19 protein-coding genes are annotated in these 16,157 nt (G+C 62.3%); 4 read left to right on the top strand and 15 right to left on the bottom strand.

The genetic code is table 11. The annotated features are described in order from the left end of the window. Positions 1-7: 7 nt before the first annotated feature. The 7 genes from raiA to QWB57_RS08100 all read right to left on the bottom strand — a co-directional run bounded on the left by raiA (position 8) and on the right by QWB57_RS08100 (position 5,235). Positions 8-334 (bottom strand): ribosome-associated translation inhibitor RaiA, encoded by a 327-nt coding sequence (gene raiA / locus QWB57_RS08070; protein WP_223627846.1) that lies wholly within the window; start codon positions 332-334, stop codon positions 8-10. 59 nt (positions 335-393) lie between these two features. Next, positions 394-1,818 carry an RNA polymerase factor sigma-54 gene (locus QWB57_RS08075; protein ID WP_288969093.1) on the bottom strand — a complete coding sequence of 475 codons (1,425 nt, stop codon included), beginning with the start codon at positions 1,816-1,818 and terminating at the stop codon, positions 394-396. Positions 1,819-1,901: 83 nt separating this feature from the next. Next, positions 1,902-2,621: an LPS export ABC transporter ATP-binding protein gene (gene lptB, locus QWB57_RS08080; RefSeq protein ID WP_223627848.1), complete on the bottom strand. Its 720-nt coding sequence runs from the start codon at positions 2,619-2,621 to the stop codon at positions 1,902-1,904. Further along, positions 2,621-3,124 carry a lipopolysaccharide transport periplasmic protein LptA gene (gene lptA / locus QWB57_RS08085; RefSeq protein ID WP_288969069.1) on the bottom strand — a complete coding sequence of 168 codons (504 nt, stop codon included), beginning with the start codon at positions 3,122-3,124 and terminating at the stop codon, positions 2,621-2,623. The genes lptB and lptA overlap by 1 nt, the downstream gene beginning before the upstream one ends. A 13-nt stretch (positions 3,125-3,137) precedes the next feature. Beyond that, positions 3,138-3,692 (bottom strand): LPS export ABC transporter periplasmic protein LptC, encoded by a 555-nt coding sequence (gene lptC / locus QWB57_RS08090; RefSeq protein WP_288969071.1) that lies wholly within the window; start codon positions 3,690-3,692, stop codon positions 3,138-3,140. Further along, the gene (locus QWB57_RS08095; protein WP_223627854.1) at positions 3,689-4,237 is read right to left on the bottom strand and encodes an HAD hydrolase family protein; all 549 of its coding nucleotides are present in this window, start codon (positions 4,235-4,237) and stop codon (positions 3,689-3,691) included. The genes lptC and QWB57_RS08095 overlap by 4 nt, the downstream gene beginning before the upstream one ends. Then, positions 4,237-5,235, bottom strand: coding sequence for a KpsF/GutQ family sugar-phosphate isomerase (locus QWB57_RS08100; protein WP_288969072.1), 999 nt, complete (start codon positions 5,233-5,235; stop codon positions 4,237-4,239). Before QWB57_RS08100 ends, QWB57_RS08095 begins: the two co-directional genes overlap by 1 nt. Positions 5,236-5,289: 54 nt before the next feature. On the opposite strand from QWB57_RS08100, the gene QWB57_RS08105 reads away from it, so the two are divergent. Both QWB57_RS08105 and murA read left to right on the top strand, forming a co-directional pair. Continuing rightward, positions 5,290-5,523 carry a BolA/IbaG family iron-sulfur metabolism protein gene (locus tag QWB57_RS08105; RefSeq protein ID WP_223627856.1) on the top strand — a complete coding sequence of 78 codons (234 nt, stop codon included), beginning with the start codon at positions 5,290-5,292 and terminating at the stop codon, positions 5,521-5,523. Next, entirely contained in the window at positions 5,523-6,779 is a 1,257-nt protein-coding gene (murA, locus tag QWB57_RS08110) for a UDP-N-acetylglucosamine 1-carboxyvinyltransferase (RefSeq protein WP_288969073.1), read from the top strand. The genes QWB57_RS08105 and murA overlap by 1 nt, the downstream gene beginning before the upstream one ends. A gap of 60 nt (positions 6,780-6,839) precedes the next feature. Here murA and rlmM read toward each other — a convergent pair whose 3' ends face one another. The 3 genes from rlmM to QWB57_RS08125 are packed head-to-tail and all read right to left on the bottom strand — an operon-like array spanning position 6,840 to position 10,214. Continuing rightward, a complete protein-coding gene (gene rlmM / locus QWB57_RS08115; RefSeq protein WP_288969094.1) occupies positions 6,840-7,904 on the bottom strand; it encodes a 23S rRNA (cytidine(2498)-2'-O)-methyltransferase RlmM in 1,065 nt (354 codons plus the stop codon). After that, positions 7,900-8,463 carry a nucleoside deaminase gene (locus QWB57_RS08120; RefSeq protein ID WP_288969095.1) on the bottom strand — a complete coding sequence of 188 codons (564 nt, stop codon included), beginning with the start codon at positions 8,461-8,463 and terminating at the stop codon, positions 7,900-7,902. Before QWB57_RS08120 ends, rlmM begins: the two co-directional genes overlap by 5 nt. An 11-nt stretch (positions 8,464-8,474) precedes the next feature. After that, positions 8,475-10,214, bottom strand: a complete 1,740-nt coding sequence (locus QWB57_RS08125) for a glutamine--tRNA ligase/YqeY domain fusion protein (RefSeq protein WP_288969075.1) — start codon at positions 10,212-10,214, stop codon at positions 8,475-8,477. 92 nt (positions 10,215-10,306) lie between these two features. Between QWB57_RS08125 and QWB57_RS08130 the strand changes: the two genes are divergently transcribed. Beyond that, a complete protein-coding gene (locus tag QWB57_RS08130) occupies positions 10,307-10,570 on the top strand; it encodes a DUF2007 domain-containing protein (RefSeq protein WP_223627863.1) in 264 nt (87 codons plus the stop codon). Next, on the top strand, positions 10,567-11,484 hold the full coding sequence (locus QWB57_RS08135) for a DMT family transporter (RefSeq protein WP_288969078.1): 918 nt from the start codon (positions 10,567-10,569) through the stop codon (positions 11,482-11,484). The genes QWB57_RS08130 and QWB57_RS08135 overlap by 4 nt, the downstream gene beginning before the upstream one ends. A 6-nt stretch (positions 11,485-11,490) precedes the next feature. Here QWB57_RS08135 and QWB57_RS08140 read toward each other — a convergent pair whose 3' ends face one another. Genes QWB57_RS08140 through ahpF form a run of 5 tightly spaced genes read right to left on the bottom strand, consistent with a single transcriptional unit; the run spans position 11,491 to position 16,056 of the window. After that, on the bottom strand, positions 11,491-11,886 hold the full coding sequence (locus QWB57_RS08140; RefSeq protein ID WP_288969079.1) for a hypothetical protein: 396 nt from the start codon (positions 11,884-11,886) through the stop codon (positions 11,491-11,493). Further along, the gene (locus QWB57_RS08145) at positions 11,883-12,869 is read right to left on the bottom strand and encodes a CapA family protein (RefSeq protein WP_288969081.1); all 987 of its coding nucleotides are present in this window, start codon (positions 12,867-12,869) and stop codon (positions 11,883-11,885) included. The genes QWB57_RS08140 and QWB57_RS08145 overlap by 4 nt, the downstream gene beginning before the upstream one ends. A 42-nt stretch (positions 12,870-12,911) precedes the next feature. Next, positions 12,912-13,559, bottom strand: a complete 648-nt coding sequence (locus tag QWB57_RS08150) for a hypothetical protein (RefSeq protein WP_288969083.1) — start codon at positions 13,557-13,559, stop codon at positions 12,912-12,914. 15 nt (positions 13,560-13,574) lie between these two features. Further along, a complete protein-coding gene (locus QWB57_RS08155) occupies positions 13,575-14,480 on the bottom strand; it encodes a LysR substrate-binding domain-containing protein (protein WP_288969085.1) in 906 nt (301 codons plus the stop codon). 1 nt (position 14,481) lies between these two features. After that, the gene (gene ahpF, locus QWB57_RS08160; RefSeq protein ID WP_288969086.1) at positions 14,482-16,056 is read right to left on the bottom strand and encodes an alkyl hydroperoxide reductase subunit F; all 1,575 of its coding nucleotides are present in this window, start codon (positions 16,054-16,056) and stop codon (positions 14,482-14,484) included. Positions 16,057-16,157: the final 101 nt, after the last annotated feature.

Genomic DNA, 16,157 nt, shown 5'->3' on the forward strand with positions numbered 1-16,157 from the left:
CCAGTGTTCACTCGAATACGCCACTCTTGGCCAGACCATCACCCTTGCGTTGTTCCAGCTGTTTTTCCTTGTGCTTGATCAGTTGCCGGTCCAGCTTGTCCACCAGGATGTCAATCGCGGCGTACATGTCCGGGCCCACCGCATCGCCATGCAAGGTGCGGCCGGCCACATTGATCGTTGCAATCGCCTTGTGCAACGGCTTCTCCAGCGCCAACTGCACACGGATTTCGCAGTCGCCTTCGAAATGCCGCGCAAGGCGTTCAAACCGGGTTTCCACGTGGCTGCGCAGGGCAGGCGTGACATCCATTTGCTGGCCATAGGTTTCGATCTGCATCTTGACCTCCTTCTGCTGATGCTGCGGACGGGTGCCCGCAACGGGTGCACGGAACGGTGTCAGCCGATCCGCACGCGCTCATGCGAAGCTGGAATTTGCAATGCTTCGCGGTACTTCGCGATGGTGCGCCTAGCCACCGGCACACCCTCGGCCTTCAACGTATCGGCAAGTCGTGCATCCGACAAGGGCTTGCGTGGATTTTCAGCGGCCACCAGTTGCCGAATGCGGTCCTGGATGGCGGTACTGGAGGTGCTGCCACCGGCGTCGGTATCAATGCCAGAGGCGAAAAAATCCCGCAAGGCCAAGGTGCCGCGAGGGGTGCGTACATATTTGCGCGCCACTGCCCGCGAGATCGTGGATTCGTGCAAGCCCAAGGTGTCGGCCACGTTGCGCAAGGTCAGTGGGCGGAGTGCCTGCGGGCCAAATTCCAAAAACCCGGCTTGCTCGGCAACCAGACAACGCACTACGCGCTGCAGGGTGTCGGCGCGCGATTCCAAGCCTTTGAGCAGCCACCGCGCTTCTTGCAGATGCCCGCGCAAATAGTCGGCATCGGCACTGCCGGCATGCCGAATCATTTGCTGGTAATCGCGCTGGATGGCCACCTTGGGCATGGCTCCGGCACCCAGCGCCACGTGCCAAAGCCCTTGCTGCCGCCAAATCACGCAATCGGGGATCACATAACTGCCGTTGGGCAGCGCGCCGTATTGTGCGCCGGGCCGTGGGTTCAGTGACCGCAGCAGGTCTACCGCGGCCTGGGCTTGTTCCTGGCTGCAGCCGACCTCTTGGCAGATGCCTGCGATCCCTAATTTGGGCAGGCGTTGCAGACTGTCTGCCGCCAGCTGCAGAGCCACCGTGCGCCCGACGGTATCGGCGGGCAGCGCACGCAATTGCAGGCTCAGGCATTCACCCAGATCGCGTGCCCCCACCCCCACCGGGTCAAATTGCTGGATGCGGTGTAACACCGGCAATGCATCCTCCACCCGGGTGTCGATCTCCGGGCGCAGGCTGCTCAGCAAGTCGCCAAGGTCTTCGCGCAGGTAGCCATCATCATCAATGGCATCGATCAGGGCGATGCCGATTCGCGTGTCGCGTGGGCTGAAGTGCCCCAGATGCAATTGCCACAGCAGGTGGTCGTGCAGGCTGTCTGCATCCTCCGAATGCTCGAAGTCGTCGTTGCGTGCGCTGAGGCTACCTGCATGTTCAGTCCATGTATCCGGTGTCGACTCCCAGCTGTCCTCAGGAGTCTGTTGGGGCTCTTGTGGCTCACTGTCTGCCGCAGGTGCGGTAGCGGAAAACTCCGCATCACCAGCGACATTGCCGTGGTCGGCATCTTCCACCCAGTCCAGCAACGGGTTGCTGGCCACCGCCTCGGCTACTTCGGCTTCCAGCTCCGCGGTGGACAACTGCAGCAAATGAATGGCTTGACGCAGTTGCGGCGTCAGTACCAGTTGCTGTTGCGTGGTGGCGGATAAATGCGGCTTCATCATCTGCAGCATAGCGCCAGTCGCGCGAAAATTGGCTGTCTCTGACGCTTCGATTCTCTCCGCGATGGGCGCGTCACCAAAAGTTACAAACGGAAGTCTTCACCCAGATAGACGCGGCGTACGTCTTGGTTTTCCAGCAGCTGGGCAGGCGCGCCCTGGGCCAGTACACCGCCCTCGGCAAGAATGTAGGCACGATCGCAAATACCCAGGGTTTCGCGCACGTTGTGGTCGGTGATCAAAACGCCGATGCCGCGTTGTTTGAGGTGGCGCACGATGCGTTGGATTTCGTTGACCGAAATGGGGTCCACACCGGCGAATGGTTCGTCCAGCAAGATCATGCGCGGCTTGCCAGCCAAGGCGCGGGCAATTTCCACGCGCCGCCGCTCGCCGCCCGACAAACTGGCACCTGGCTGCTCGGTGACGTGACCAATCTGCAATTCATCGAGCAGTGAATTGAGCTCGTGTTCGCGGCCATCGTCATCCAGATCCGGACGCAACTCCAGCACCAGACGGATATTGTCGGCCACGCTCAATTTGCGAAAGACCGACGGCTCCTGCGGCAGATAGCCAAGCCCGAGGCGCGCGCGGGCATACATCGGCAGGTCGGTGATGTCGGTGTCATCCAGCAGGATGCGCCCGGCATCGGCGGCCACCAAACCCACGATCATGTAAAAACATGTGGTCTTGCCGGCACCGTTGGGGCCCAGTAAACCGACCACTTCCCCCGCGTTTAGCTGCAGACCGAAATCGCGCACGACTTCGCGTGAGCGATAGCGTTTGCGCAGGCCTTCGGCGACCAGCATCAGGGCGTGCCCTTAGCGCTGCTGGGTGCAGCTGGAGCAGCGGTATCCTTGGGCAGAATCCGCATCTTGACCCGCCCACCACCTTCGCCACCGCTTTGCAGCTGGCCGGACTTGAGGTTGTACACCACCCGTTCGCCATTGATGCTGCCGCGCGATTGCTTGATCACCACGTTGCCGGTAAACACCATGGTTTCATTTTTCATGTCGTAATCGACATTGGCAGCGGCGGCGTCGATGCGATCACCATCGTCCATCTCCTGTTGCAAGGTCACCCCGCCACTGAGCAGGGCGCGGCTGGGGTTGCCGTTGGCTTGTTGGATCACGGCCTTGGCCGATTTCACATGCAAGCTGCCTTGGTCAATGGTGACATTACCGATCAGGGTGCAGCTGGCGTTGGCGCCCAGGCTGCTGCAATCGCTGCTATTGGAATTGATATCCATCGGCTGGTTGCGGTCGGTGCTGCGGGCACTGGCGGTACCACCCACGGCGAGCAGAACCAGCAAAGAGGCGCACAGATCAATGTTGCGGGACATAGCGGGCCTTAACCTGTGAAAGAAGGGAGACGTGCTGGCGATCCAAATCCGCGCGCATGCCAATGCCACGCATTGTAAGACCGGGTTGGGTAATGGTCACGGCATCGCTGGTTTGGGCGTGGTGTTCGCCCAGCAGGAGGGTCAGTGATTCGGTTTCGATGCGGGTGGCGGGTGGTGATTGTGGCGGACTGATGGCAATCACCTCGCCGGTCAATTGCAGCTGGCCGCCACCGGCAGGAACAAAGCCGCGCTTGGCATCCACATTCCAGTAATGCCCCGTCCGATCCGGAACTTCGAAGTGTGGCGTGTTCAATGTCATGGTTTTATCGGCCGGGTCGCGTTGCAATTGCGGCCCGCGCAGGGTGAACGATTCCTTGCCGAGTTTGTCCAGCGATACGATTTCGTAATCGTGCAGCACATAATCGGGGCGGCTTGTGAGCACCACATCCTGGTCGGGGTGGTATTGCCGCCACACCGACCAGCCCGTGATCCCTGCCGCCAGCAACAAGCACAGAATCATCCCGGTGCGCCAGTTCATGGGTGCTCCCCGTGCTGCAGAATGGCCTGCACCCGATCTTGTGCATGCAACAACAAGTCGCAAGCATCACGTGCGGCCCCGTGACCGGCCGTGCGTGGGGTGACCCAATGGGCGGCGGGCATGACCCAGGCATGCGCATCGGCAGGCACGATGGCCAACCCGACGGCGCGCAAGGTAGCCAGATCCGGCAGGTCGTCGCCCATGAATGCCACCGCATCCATGCTTAGCCCTGACTCCGCAGCGAGCTTGCGTATGCAGTCCAGTTTGCGGGTTTCGCCAATGTGCAGATGCGGGATCTTCAATTCACGCCCCCGCGCAGCTGTGACCGCGCTGTTGCGCGCACTGACCAGTGCGGTGGCAATGCCGGCATGGCGCAGCAGCACCAGCCCCAGCCCGTCCTGCACGTGGAAGCATTTTTGTTCGTGGCCATCACTGCCAAACAGCAGACCGCCATCGGTCAGGGTGCCATCCACATCAAACCCGATCAGGCGGATGTTGGCAGCGCGTGCCAGCACATCGGCGGGATAGTGAGGAGGTTGTGCCATCACACCACCCGCGCCCGGAGCAGGTCATGGATGTTGAGCGCGCCCACCACCTGGCCTTGCCCATTGGTGACGAGGAGGGCGTTGATTTTGTGGGTTTCCATCAATTGCGCGGCTTCCGCGGCCAGAGCATCGGCATCAATGGTGCGGGGTGCGCGGGTCATCACTGCATCAATGCGGGTGTGACGCAGGTCCACGCCAGCATCGTCCAGGCTGCGGCGCAGGTCGCCATCGGTGTACAGGCCCAGCAAGTGATCCTCGGCATCCACCACTGCGGTCATGCCCAAGCGCTTGCGGCTCATTTCCACCAGCGCCGCGCTGATGCTGGCGTCCGGACCGACTTTCGGCACGTCATTGCCTACATGCATGACATCAGTGATATGCAACAACAAGCGGCGGCCCAAGGCTCCCGCCGGGTGCGAACGAGCGAAGTCGTCGGCGGTGAAGCCGCGAGCCTCCAGCAAGGCGACCGCCAACGCATCGCCCATCGCCAGTGCGGCGGTGGTGCTGGAAGTGGGGGCCAGTTGCAGCGGGCAGGCTTCCACCGGCACTGCCACGTCGAGATGAACATCGGCTTCACGCGCGAGGGTTGATTGTTCGCGCCCGGTCATCGCCAGCACCACATTACCTTGGCGCTTGAGTGCCGGCAGCAACAGCAAGACCTCGTCACTTTCACCCGAATATGACAGCGCCAGCACTACATCGGCGTCGGTCACCATGCCCAAGTCGCCGTGCGCAGCCTCGCCCGGATGCATGTAAAACGCGGGGGTGCCAGTCGAGGCCAAGGTGGCGGCGATCTTGCGCGCCACATGCCCGGATTTGCCCATCCCGGTGCAGACCACGCGCCCGCGACAGGCCAGGATGGCCCGGCACGCGGCACTGAAGGCACCATCCAGGCGTGCAGCCACGACAGTCAGCGCATCGCCCTCAATGGCGAACACGCGGCGACCGCTGGCGGCGAAATCAAAATGGTCAAAACGGGCAGGATGGGCGGGGGGCACGTGGGTTTCCGCTAAACTTGTCCGTTCAGTTTACTTCAGTCCCCCTGCCAGCCCATGAACGCCGACCAGATTCGCCAGATGATAGAAACCGGCCTGCCCGGCGCCCACGCCAACGTCAGTGGTGAAGACGGAGTGCATTTCGAGGCCGTAGTGGTCTGCGCGGCGTTTGCCGGCAAGTTGCCGTTGGCCCGCCACCGGATGGTCAACGCGACTTTGGGCGAGTATATGGGCCGCGAGATTCACGCCTTGCAACTCAAAACCCTCACCCCGCAAGAGGCGGCCGCCTGATGCAGAAGATTCTGGTGGAGGGCGGTGCCCGGCTGTCCGGTGAAGTCCGTATTTCGGGTGCGAAAAACGCGGTACTGCCGATTTTGTGCGCCACTTTGTTGGCCGATGCCCCCGTGCGCATCACCAATGTGCCGCGCCTGCACGATGTGCTGACCACCGCCAGGTTGTTGGCTGGGCTGGGTGCCGCCGTTGTCCACGCGGGTGATGTCATGACGGTGGATCCGCGCAGCGTGAACAGCCACGTGGCCCCGTATGAGTTGGTCAAAACCATGCGCGCATCGGTGCTGGTATTGGGACCGTTGCTGGCCAAGTTTGGCGATGCCGAAGTGTCGCTGCCCGGCGGCTGCGCGATTGGTTCACGGCCGGTGGATTTGCATATCAAGGGCTTGCAGGCGCTGGGGGCCGAGATCGTGGTGGAGCATGGTTTCATCAAAGCACGCAGCCATGGCCGCTTGCAGGGCGCACGCCATGTGTTTGAACTGGTCAGCGTGGGGGCCACCGAAAACGTGATGATGGCGGCGACCCTAGCCGAAGGCACTACCGTGTTGGAAAACGCGGCGATGGAGCCGGAAATCGTGGATCTGGCTGAATGCCTGAACGCGATGGGCGCGAAAATCACTGGTGCGGGCAGCCCGCGCATCGTGATTGAAGGCGTGGATGCCCTGCACGGCTGCGAACATGCGGTGGTGGCCGACCGGATTGAAGCGGGCACCTTTCTGGTGGCTGCGGTGATGACAGGGGGTAGCGTGACACTGACCCACGCCCGCCCCGACACCATGGATGCGGTACTGGACAAACTGCGCGAAGCCGGTGCCGGCATTCATAGCGAAGGCGACCGCATCCACCTCGACATGCACGGCAAACGCCCGCGTGCGGTCAACCTCACCACCGCGCCGCACCCGGCGTTTCCCACCGACATGCAGGCGCAGTTCATGGCGCTCAATTGCATGGCCGACGGGGTCGGCGTGATCAACGAAACCATCTTCGAAAACCGCTTCATGCACGTCAATGAGTTGCTGCGCCTGGGTGCGGACATTCGTGTGGATGGCCACACGGCGGTGGTACGCGGTGTGGCATCGCTCAGCGGCGCACCGGTGATGGCCACCGATTTGCGCGCCTCGGCATCGCTGATTCTGGCCGGGCTGGTGGCCGATGGCGAAACCACCATCGACCGTATCTATCACCTCGATCGCGGTTACGAGAACATCGAGGCCAAGCTGTCCGGCTTGGGGGCAAGGATTCGGCGGGTGGATTGAAGCAGGCCGAAATTTAAGAGCGCAGGTTTCCGATAATCGATGGTTCGCGATTCCGCGCAGTTAGCTGCGCCCGGCTTGCATCGCCAATACCGTGATTTCTTCACGGTCGTGATACAGCTGCTTGGCGCGAACCGTCAGCGGCTTCTGGGCTTGCTGCGCAAATAGATCCAGGCACAGTTGGGTTTCTTGCCAACGTTTTTTCATCGGCAATTTCAGATTGAAGATGGCGTGCCGGCACCAGCCTTCGCGCAACCAGGTGGCCATGCGTTCGGCCACCCGGCGTGGTTGTTCCACCATGTCGCACACCATCCAGTCCAGTGGGTGTTGTGGCTGCCAAGCAAACCCATCGGCACGCAGGTGTTCCACCAAGCCGCTGTCCAGCACATGCTGGCGCAGCGGGCCGTTATCCACCGATTGCACGCGCAGGCCGTGGCGGGTCAATACCCACGTCCAACCGCCGGGGGCGGCGCCCAAGTCGGCGGCGCGCATGCCTTCACGCAGAATTTTTTTGCGCTCCTCATCGGTCAGCAGCACCAGCAGTGCCTCTTCCAGCTTGAGCGCCGAACGCGAGGGGGCATCGGCATGCATGCGCAGACGCGGGATACCCAGCGGCCACGGCGCGCTGTCGGCCGCCACGCTGCGCGCCAGCAGCGCGTGATCGCCGGCCAGCAGGCACACGTGCAGGCGCGGCAGGCTGGGGTTGTCCTTGGCGGTCAGCACCCCGGCCTTGCGCAAGGCGGGGCGCAGCGCATTGCCCAGGCTGCGCGCCAGACCTGCCAACGGTTTGCCGGCATCGCTGTCGGGGTGTTCCATCACCAGTTCGCCAAAGCGCAGCGTTTCGGATACGTAGCCCGCCAGCGCCTCCAGCATTGGCGCGATGCGATCGGCAGGATTCAAACCGCGCAACTCGGCCAGCAGGCGCAATTTTTGCCGCGCAAAAATCAATTGCGAAAACGGCAAGGCATGATCCAGCGCGATGGCGTCTTCGCTGAAAAACACCACCACCCCGCTGTCGCGCTCGGTACGTGCATACCCGGCGATGCCGATGCGGGCGGCGCGTTCACTCAGCTCGCCGGCAAGCTCGGGTTCGAAGCCTTGGCGGCAGTAGCACAGCAGGCCGTTAATAATTCGGCCCGCCCAATTCGCCATACATCTTCAATACGGCGCAGGCGGCGTCGCGTTCGAGGTCGCGCACCACGTCAATGCCGCGCTTGTTGAGTTCGCCCACCCAGTCGGCGGGCAGCGGGCCTTCGTCGAACGGCGTCAACGCCATCACGTCTTCGGCGCGGGCACCGATCAGCAGGCGGTCGATGCCGGCCCACATGGTGGCGCCGTAACACTGGCAGCAGGGCTGCGCAGAGGTTGCCAGGGTGACCGGGCTGCCGAGTTCGTTCAGTCGGAATTGCTGCAGGCGTTGCTGAGCCAGCATGTAGGCCATGGTTTCAGCGTGCGCCAGCGAACAGCTTTGACGCACCACCCGGTTGACGCCGACCGCGATCAACTGGTGCTGCGCACTGAACACCGCGGCCCCGAACGGGCCGCCGCTTTGGCGCTCGATATTGTGTTTGGACAGCTCGATGGCGAACGCGACCTTGGCCGCATCGGTGGAAAAATCGCGGCCGGCAATGTCCAGCTCCATCACCCAGATCGGCAGGGTGATGTGCAGTTGCACGGGCAGCGGCATTGGCATCGCCATTACGCCTTTTGTGCCCAGGTATCCCGCAATGTCACACTGCGGTTGAACACGGGTGCATCGCTGCGGTGGTCGTAGCGGTCGGCCACGAAATAGCCCAGGCGTTCGAACTGGAAGCCTTGCTCCGCTGCCGCCTGCGCCGCCGCCGGTTCGATGTAGCCGGTCACCACCCTGCGCGACTCGGGATTCAAATAATCCACATAGGTCTTGCCGCCGTTGTCGATATCCGGATTGGGGACGGTGAACAGGCGGTCGTACAGGCGCACTTCAGTGGCGATGGCATGTTTGGCGCTGACCCAATGGATGGTGCCTTTCACTTTGCGGTTGGCGCCATCCATGCCGGGGCGCGAGTCCAAATCGAGCGAGCAGTGCAGCTCGGTAATGCGGCCATCGGCATCTTTGATCACTTCATCGCAACGCATGATGCCGGCCCCGCGCAGACGCACGTCGCCGCCCAGTGTGAGGCGCTTGAAGCCTTTGGGCGGCACTTCCTCGAAATCCTCGCGCTCGATCCACAGCTCGCGGCCAAACGGAATTTCGCGCTCGCCCTGCGCTTCATCCTTGGGATGGTTGGCAAACCGCAGGAATTCCTCAAAGCTGGCATCCAGATTGGTGAGCACCACTTTCAGCGGATCGATCACCGCCATCCGGCGTGGTGCGTGTGCATCCAGATCATCACGCAGCGCGCCTTCCAGAATGGAAATATCCAGCAACGAATTCTGCTTGCTGATGCCCACGCGATCGACCATCAATTTCAAGGCCGAGGCGGTATAGCCACGCCGACGAATGCCTTGCAAGGTGGGCATGCGCGGGTCGTCCCAACCATCGACCAGCTTGTCGGTGACCAGCTGCATCAATTTGCGCTTGCTCATCACCAAGTAATTGAAATTGAGCCGTGAAAATTCGATCTGGCGCGGCTTGCCGGCTTCCTTTGGCAGCCCTTTTCCCAGCAACGGCTCCAGCAATTCGGGATGACCGACCAAGTCCACGTTGTCCACGCTCCAGTCATACAGCGGGCGGTGGTCTTCGAACTCCAGCGTGCACAGCGAATGGGTGATGCCTTCGATGGCATCGCCCAGTGCGTGGGCAAAGTCGTACATCGGGTAGATCGGCCACTGGTTCCCGGTGTTCTGGTGTTCGACGTGCTTGATCCGGTACAGCGCCGGATCGCGCAGGTTCATGTTGCCGCTGCTCATGTCGATCTTGGCGCGCAGGGTGCGTGCGCCATCGGCAAATTCGCCCGCACGCATGCGCCGGAACAGGTCCAGGTTTTCTGCCACGCTGCGCTCGCGGAACGGCGAATTGCGGCCGGCTTCGGTCAACGTGCCACGGTATTCGCGGACTTGCTCGGCGCTCAAGTCGCAGACAAACGCTTTGCCATCGGCGATCAATTTTTCGGCGGCCAGGTAATACACGCCGAAATAGTCCGAAGCGTGGCGCAGGCTGTGCCAGTCGAAGCCCAGCCAGCGCACGTCGTCCTGGATGGCGCGCACGTATTCGGGGTCTTCGCGCGCCGGGTTGGTGTCGTCCAGGCGCAGGTTGCAGACGCCGCCGAACTCGGCAGCCACGCCGAAGTCCAGGCAGATCGCCTTGGCGTGGCCGATGTGCAGGTAACCGTTGGGCTCCGGCGGGAAGCGCGTCTTGATCGCGCTGTGCTTGCCGGAGGCGAGGTCGTCGCGGACGATCTGGCGGATGAAGTCGGTACGGATAGGGGCGTCGGTGCTGGTGGCAGAGTCGGACACGGCGTTATCGCAATTCAAATGCAATCGCGCATTCTAGCGGAGCTGCGGGCGTATGCTGATGGCCCGCTCCATTCCGATGTGGTCGCCCTTCCATGCGCACCGTGTACGACGCCGAAAATGTGATTGATGCCCACTTGATCAAACAGGCGTTGGAGGCAGAAGGCATTCCTGCGTTTGTGCGTGGCGAGGCGTTGATCGGCGGGATGGGCGAACTGGGGGTGTTTGGCCTGGTGGCGGTGATGGTGCCCGAAGCGGCATGGCCACAGGCGCGCAGCGTGGTGGAGGCGCTGCACTTGGGCGAAATTGCGGCATTGCCGGAGGATGACGCGGCATTGCCGGGCGCATTGCCCGCATGAGTCTGGCGCAGTCCAGGCAAACGGCCACGCTGGAGTTGTTGATCGGCGCGGCCATCATCGGCAGCAATGGCTTGATGGTGCGCCTGACCGCGATGCCGCCGACGGCGGTGGCGTTCTGGCGGATGTTGCTGGCGGGTGTGTTACTGGCGTTGTTGGTCAGTGCGCGGCATGGCTGGCAGCCGTTATCGCGCACAACATGGCGGTGGCTGCTGGTGCCGATGCTGGCTTTCGCGATTGATCTTTGGATGTGGCACAAAAGTATTTTGCTGGTGGGGCCGGGGCTGGCCACCCTGCTGGCCAATACGCAGGTGTTTTTCATGGCGCTGGCCGGCGTGTTGCTGTTTGGTGAACGCTTGGGCCTGCGGTTTATTGCCGGGGTGCTGTTGGCATTTTTTGGGCTATGGCTGCTGCTGGGTGCGGACTGGGCCAGTTTGCCCGCGCAATACCGCTGGGGGGTGTGGCTGGGGTTGACCACCGGAATGGCTTATGCCGCCTACAACGTGGGGATCAAGCGCTCGCAGCATGCGGCCGGCATCGGCCGTGCCCGCGCGCCGGTGGAGCAGGTGCTGTGCATGGCTGCGTTTGGCAGTGCGCTGTGTTTGGGCGCAATGGGCTGGGCCGAAGGTGAGGTGTTTACGCCGCCATCGCTGCAAGTGTGGGGCTTGCTGTTGGCATTGGCGGCGGTTGGCCATTGCCTGAGCTGGATCTTGATTTCGCGCTCGATGGTGGTACTGCCGGTGGCGTTGGCGGGCTTGCTGTTGCTGGCGCAACCCATCGTGGCGTATGTGCTGGATGTGCTGGTGTTGGATCTGTCGCCCAGCCCGCGCCAGTGGGCCGGGCTGGCGGTGAGTCTGGCCGGGATTTTTGTGGCGGGGATGAAGTCCAGGCAAGCCGGCGCCGCGCAAGAGGCGTGAGTGTGGCTATGCCAGGTATTGGCACCAATACTGGAGTTCACTGCCTTTGCTGGGTTCATACACGTATTGAAAGCCGGTGAAGCCCCAATCTGCATTGCGGGCATCGAACGGCGGCCGATACGAGGCTTGATGGATGAGTACTGGATCACCGCTGCTCATGGCATAGGTGTAAATACGCACGAAACGGCCGGTGTTGGGCAGTTCGGCATTGATGAGTTTGAATTCGAAATAGCGCCCGATTTTCTGGTTGCGAACTTGATACGGCGACGTGGTGGGTGCGGCATCCAGCGTCCAAGTTTCACCGCCGTAAATCACATGGCAGCGCACGCTGTCGGCGGATGCCGAGGCACTGGCCGCAACACCCACGAGGGCAACCAAAATGTGCATCGTGCGACGGTTCATGGTGCCCCCTTGCATTGCTGAACCACGGTATCGCCGGCGTGGCCGCACGGGCTGCTGGCAGCGCTGGCAGGATGCGGCACCCCGTCCGCATCCAGTCTGGCCACATGGGTGCGCCACTGCCGCACGCCTTCCGGCCCAAGCTTGGCCGATAGCACCCAGCCGGTGGTAGTGGCCACGGTGTCAAAGCTGTTGAACAGGAAATTGCCCAAGCTGTAGATGATTGGCTTGCCCTTGTACACATCGGCACCTTGGGTGACGTGTGGATGATCGCCCACCACCATGTCGGCACCGGCGTCGATCATGCGCCGGGCAAATTCACGCAAGCGCTGGCTGGGCTGGGCTTCTTCTTCCCAGCCCCAATGCATGAACGGGATCACGATGTCGGCATGCTGCACGCGGCGCGCCGCGATGATGTCTTCGATCACCTGCTCGTCTTCGCCACTCCAGGCCACGCCGGGGTGGGTGGCATCGGCTTCGAACGCACGTGGCTTGAACTCCACATAGCCCAGCAGTGCGATACGCAAGCCGTTGCGCTCCAGGATCAGCGGCCTGTGTGCTTCTTCCAGCGTGTGGCCGCCCCCGAACCACGGCAGGCCGGCTTGCTGCATCAGGCCCAGCTGTTCGGCAAAGGCGGTCTTGCCGAAGTCGCCCGAGTGATTGTTGGCCAGCGAGACCGCGTCGAAATGCCGCTTCAGCACCGGCAACACCTGCGGGTCGGCACGGAAGGTAAATGGTTTGAGCAAGGCATTGCCGCCACGTGCCACCACGCATTCCAGATTGCCGATACGCAGGTCGTGCGCATCCAGCAGCGACTGGAACGGTTGGAAGGGGTCGGTGCCGCGCGCAATCAGCTCGCCGGGGCGTTCGGCCACCATGATGTCGCCGACGAACACGATGGACACTTCACGCGAGGGCGTTGCTGCATGGGTCGGCAACGTGGCCAGCAGCGCGGGCAAGACCAGCAAGGGGAGGGTGCGTTTCATCCTTGCATCTTGACCGAAACCCGTGCCGCCTGCATGGCGTGTTTATTCCCGCGTGATGGCGCAGGTATAGACCAGCTCGCAAGCGCCATTGCCGCTGTCATCGCGGCTCAAGGAACTGACCCAGTGCCAGCCGTTGTCGGCATCCAGCCGCACCAGCCAGCCGTCGATGCGCACGCTGTCATCCGCGTGGATGGTGTCGAGTACGCGGGCCACTTCAGGTGTCGCCGGGATGATGTGCATATTGCTGGCGCTGCGCACGATTTCAGCGGGCGGAATGGGCGGCGTATTGCGCCAGCGGTAGTAAAAAAAGCGGCCCCCTTGGCTGATCGCAAGCTTGTCCAGCACCGCATCCTCGCGCATGCGGCCCCAGCCCAAGGCCAGATCGGCAGGGGAAAATTTGGCACCGGCATCGGCAAAATAATTTTCACGGCCCAGCACCCGCGCTTCCACGCTGAAGCCGGCCAATGGCGTCATCCGCACCTGATGCAGTGCGGGCAAGACCAGCCCATCGGGCACGTTGGTTTGCAGCGGTACATCGCCGCGTGCCACATGCGGCGGCATTGGACAGGCCGCGTTGGCCAGTGCCGTGCGGGTGTCTTGCGACAGTTTGGTGCCAGGTGGATGCGCTAGCCACCACGCCAGCAGCAAGCACGCGGCGATGCATAGCACGATGGCATGACGTGGCCGCATTGGGGCGTCCGGTAATCAGGGGTGCGTCAATTGTGCCTGTGCCAGTTTGCCAATGGCATCGCCCAAGGTTTGCAGGAAATCATCCAGTGCCGAGGACTTGCGCCAGACCAGTGCAATCTTGCGGCTGGGCACCGGGGCGCGAAACGGAATCAGTTGGATATTGGGCGATGCGGCAATCGGTGCTTGCACCGAGAGGGCAGGTAGCAGGGTGACACCGACACCTGCGGCCACCATCTGCCGCAAGGTTTCCAAGCTGGTGGCGCGAAAGCCGGATTTTTCCTGCGCGCCGGACAGCCGGCACACATCCAGGGCCTGGTCACGCAGGCAGTGGCCGTCTTCCAGCAGCAGCAAGGTTTCGTGGCCGAGTGCATCCATCGCCATGCTGGGCTGCTTGGCCAAGGGGTGAGTGCTGGGTGCGGCAAACAGGAAGGGTTCTTCAAACAGGAATTGCGCGTGCAGTTGCTCGTCGTGCAACGGCAATGCCAACAAGGCGGCATCCAACTTGCCGTCGCGCAGGCGTTGCAGCAGCACATCGCTTTTTTCTTCCACCAGCAACAGCTCCAACTGCGGAAAACGCTGATGCAGCGGCGCAACCACATGCGGCAACAGATACGGGCCCAAAGTGGGGAACACACCCAGCCGCAGGCTGCCGGCTTGTGGGTCGCGGCTGCGGCGCGCGGCTTGTTTCATTTCTTCCACTTCCGCCATGATGCGGCGCGCACGCTGCACCGCATCCTGCCCGGCGGGGGTGAGCATGACCTTGCGTGGCGCACGTTCGATCAGGGCCACACCCAACTCGTCCTCCAATTTTTTGATCTGGGTGGACAAGGTGGGTTGGCTGACAAAGCACGCCTGCGCGGCCTTGCCGAAGTGGCGCAGGTCGGCCAACGCGATGAGGTAGTTGAGGTCGCGCAGGTTCATCTCACGCGGCCTTGGCCTCAGTGGGTGCCGAAACACGAATCAGATGGTCGAAGGCTGACAGTGCGGCAGTCGAACCTGCGCCCATCGCCACCACGATTTGTTTGTACGCTTCGGTGGTGGCATCGCCCGCCGCAAACACGCCTGCCACATTGGTGTGGCCGCGGTCATCGATGATGATTTCGCCACGCGGGCTTAGCGCCACCGCGCCTTGCAGCCATTCGGTATTGGGTAGCAGGCCGATCTGCACGAACACGCCGCCCACTGCCAAATCCCTGGCCTCGCCGCTGCTGCGATCGGTGAAGCGCAGCCCGGTGAGCTTGCTGCCATCGCCCAGCATTTCGGTGGTTTGCGCGTTCAGATGTACGGCTGTGTTGGGCAAGCTGTGCAGCTTGCGTTGCAGGACGTCATCGGCGCGCAGCTTGCTGTCAAATTCCAACACCGTCACATGCTCGACCACGCCGGCCAAGTCAATCGCCGCTTCGATGCCGGAATTGCCGCCACCGATCACCGCCACCTGCTTGCCTTTGAACAGCGGGCCATCGCAGTGTGGGCAATAGGTGACACCCTTGGTGCGGTAGTCGGCTTCGCCGGGCACGCCGGTTTGCCGCCAGCGTGCGCCGGGAGCCAGGATCACGGTCTTGCTGCGCAAGGTGGCGCCGCTTTCCAAGGTGATGCTGGCCAAGCCATCACTCCCGGCGGCGTGCAGGGTCTTGGCGCGTTGCGAGGTGATCACCTCCACACCGTAGCTGCGCACATGCGCTTCCAGCGATGCGGCCAGTTTCGGGCCTTCGGTGTATTCCACCGACGGAAAATTCTCGATCGCCATGGTGTCTTGCACTTGGCCGCCAAAGCGCTCGGCCAGCAAGCCGGTGCGGATGCCTTTGCGTGCGGCATAAATCGCTGCCGCTGCGCCGGCGGGGCCGCCGCCTACGATCAGCACATCGTAAGGCGCACGATCATTGAGTGCTTCTGCGGCGCGTGCGGCTGCGCCGGCATCAAGCTTGCTCAACACCTGCTCGATACTCATGCGGCCCGCATCAAATTCCACACCGTTCATGTACACGGTGGGCACCGACAAAATGTGTTTGGCCGCCACTTCCGCTTCAAACAGCGCGCCATCGATGGCGATATGGCGAATGCGCGGGTTCAGCACGCTCATCATATTCAGCGCTTGCACGGTATCCGGGCAGCTCTGGCAATGCAGCGACATGTAGGTTTCAAACTGATAATCACCTTCAAGCGCACGCACTTGCGCGGCCAGCGCCGCATCGATTTTCATCGGATGGCCACCCACATGCAGCAGCGCCAGCACCAACGAGGTGAACTCGTGGCCCAGCGGAATACCGGCAAATGCCACCGCAACATCGCTGCCGATGCGGCGAATTTCAAACGATGGCTTGCGTGCGGCGTCGCCGTTGCTGCGGGAAATCTTCGGCGATAGCGCGGCGATTTCGTCCAGCAATGCATCCAGCTCGCGTGCGGCATCGGAATCGTCCAGCGAGGCAATCAAGGCGATCGGCTGCTGCAGTTTTTCCAGGTAAGCGGCAAGTTGGGTTTTGAGCGTGGCATCCAACATGGGGGCTCCTTCGAAATTGAGGCGCAGTTGCCCGTTCTGCGCATCAGGCAGAGGGGTGGAAGAGAACAGGGCTGCGGGAAAGTGACGCGCGGCATCGCTTT

It is taken from the genome of uncultured Thermomonas sp. (assembly GCF_937872235.1).
Classification (GTDB): domain Bacteria; phylum Pseudomonadota; class Gammaproteobacteria; order Xanthomonadales; family Xanthomonadaceae; genus Thermomonas; species Thermomonas beijingensis.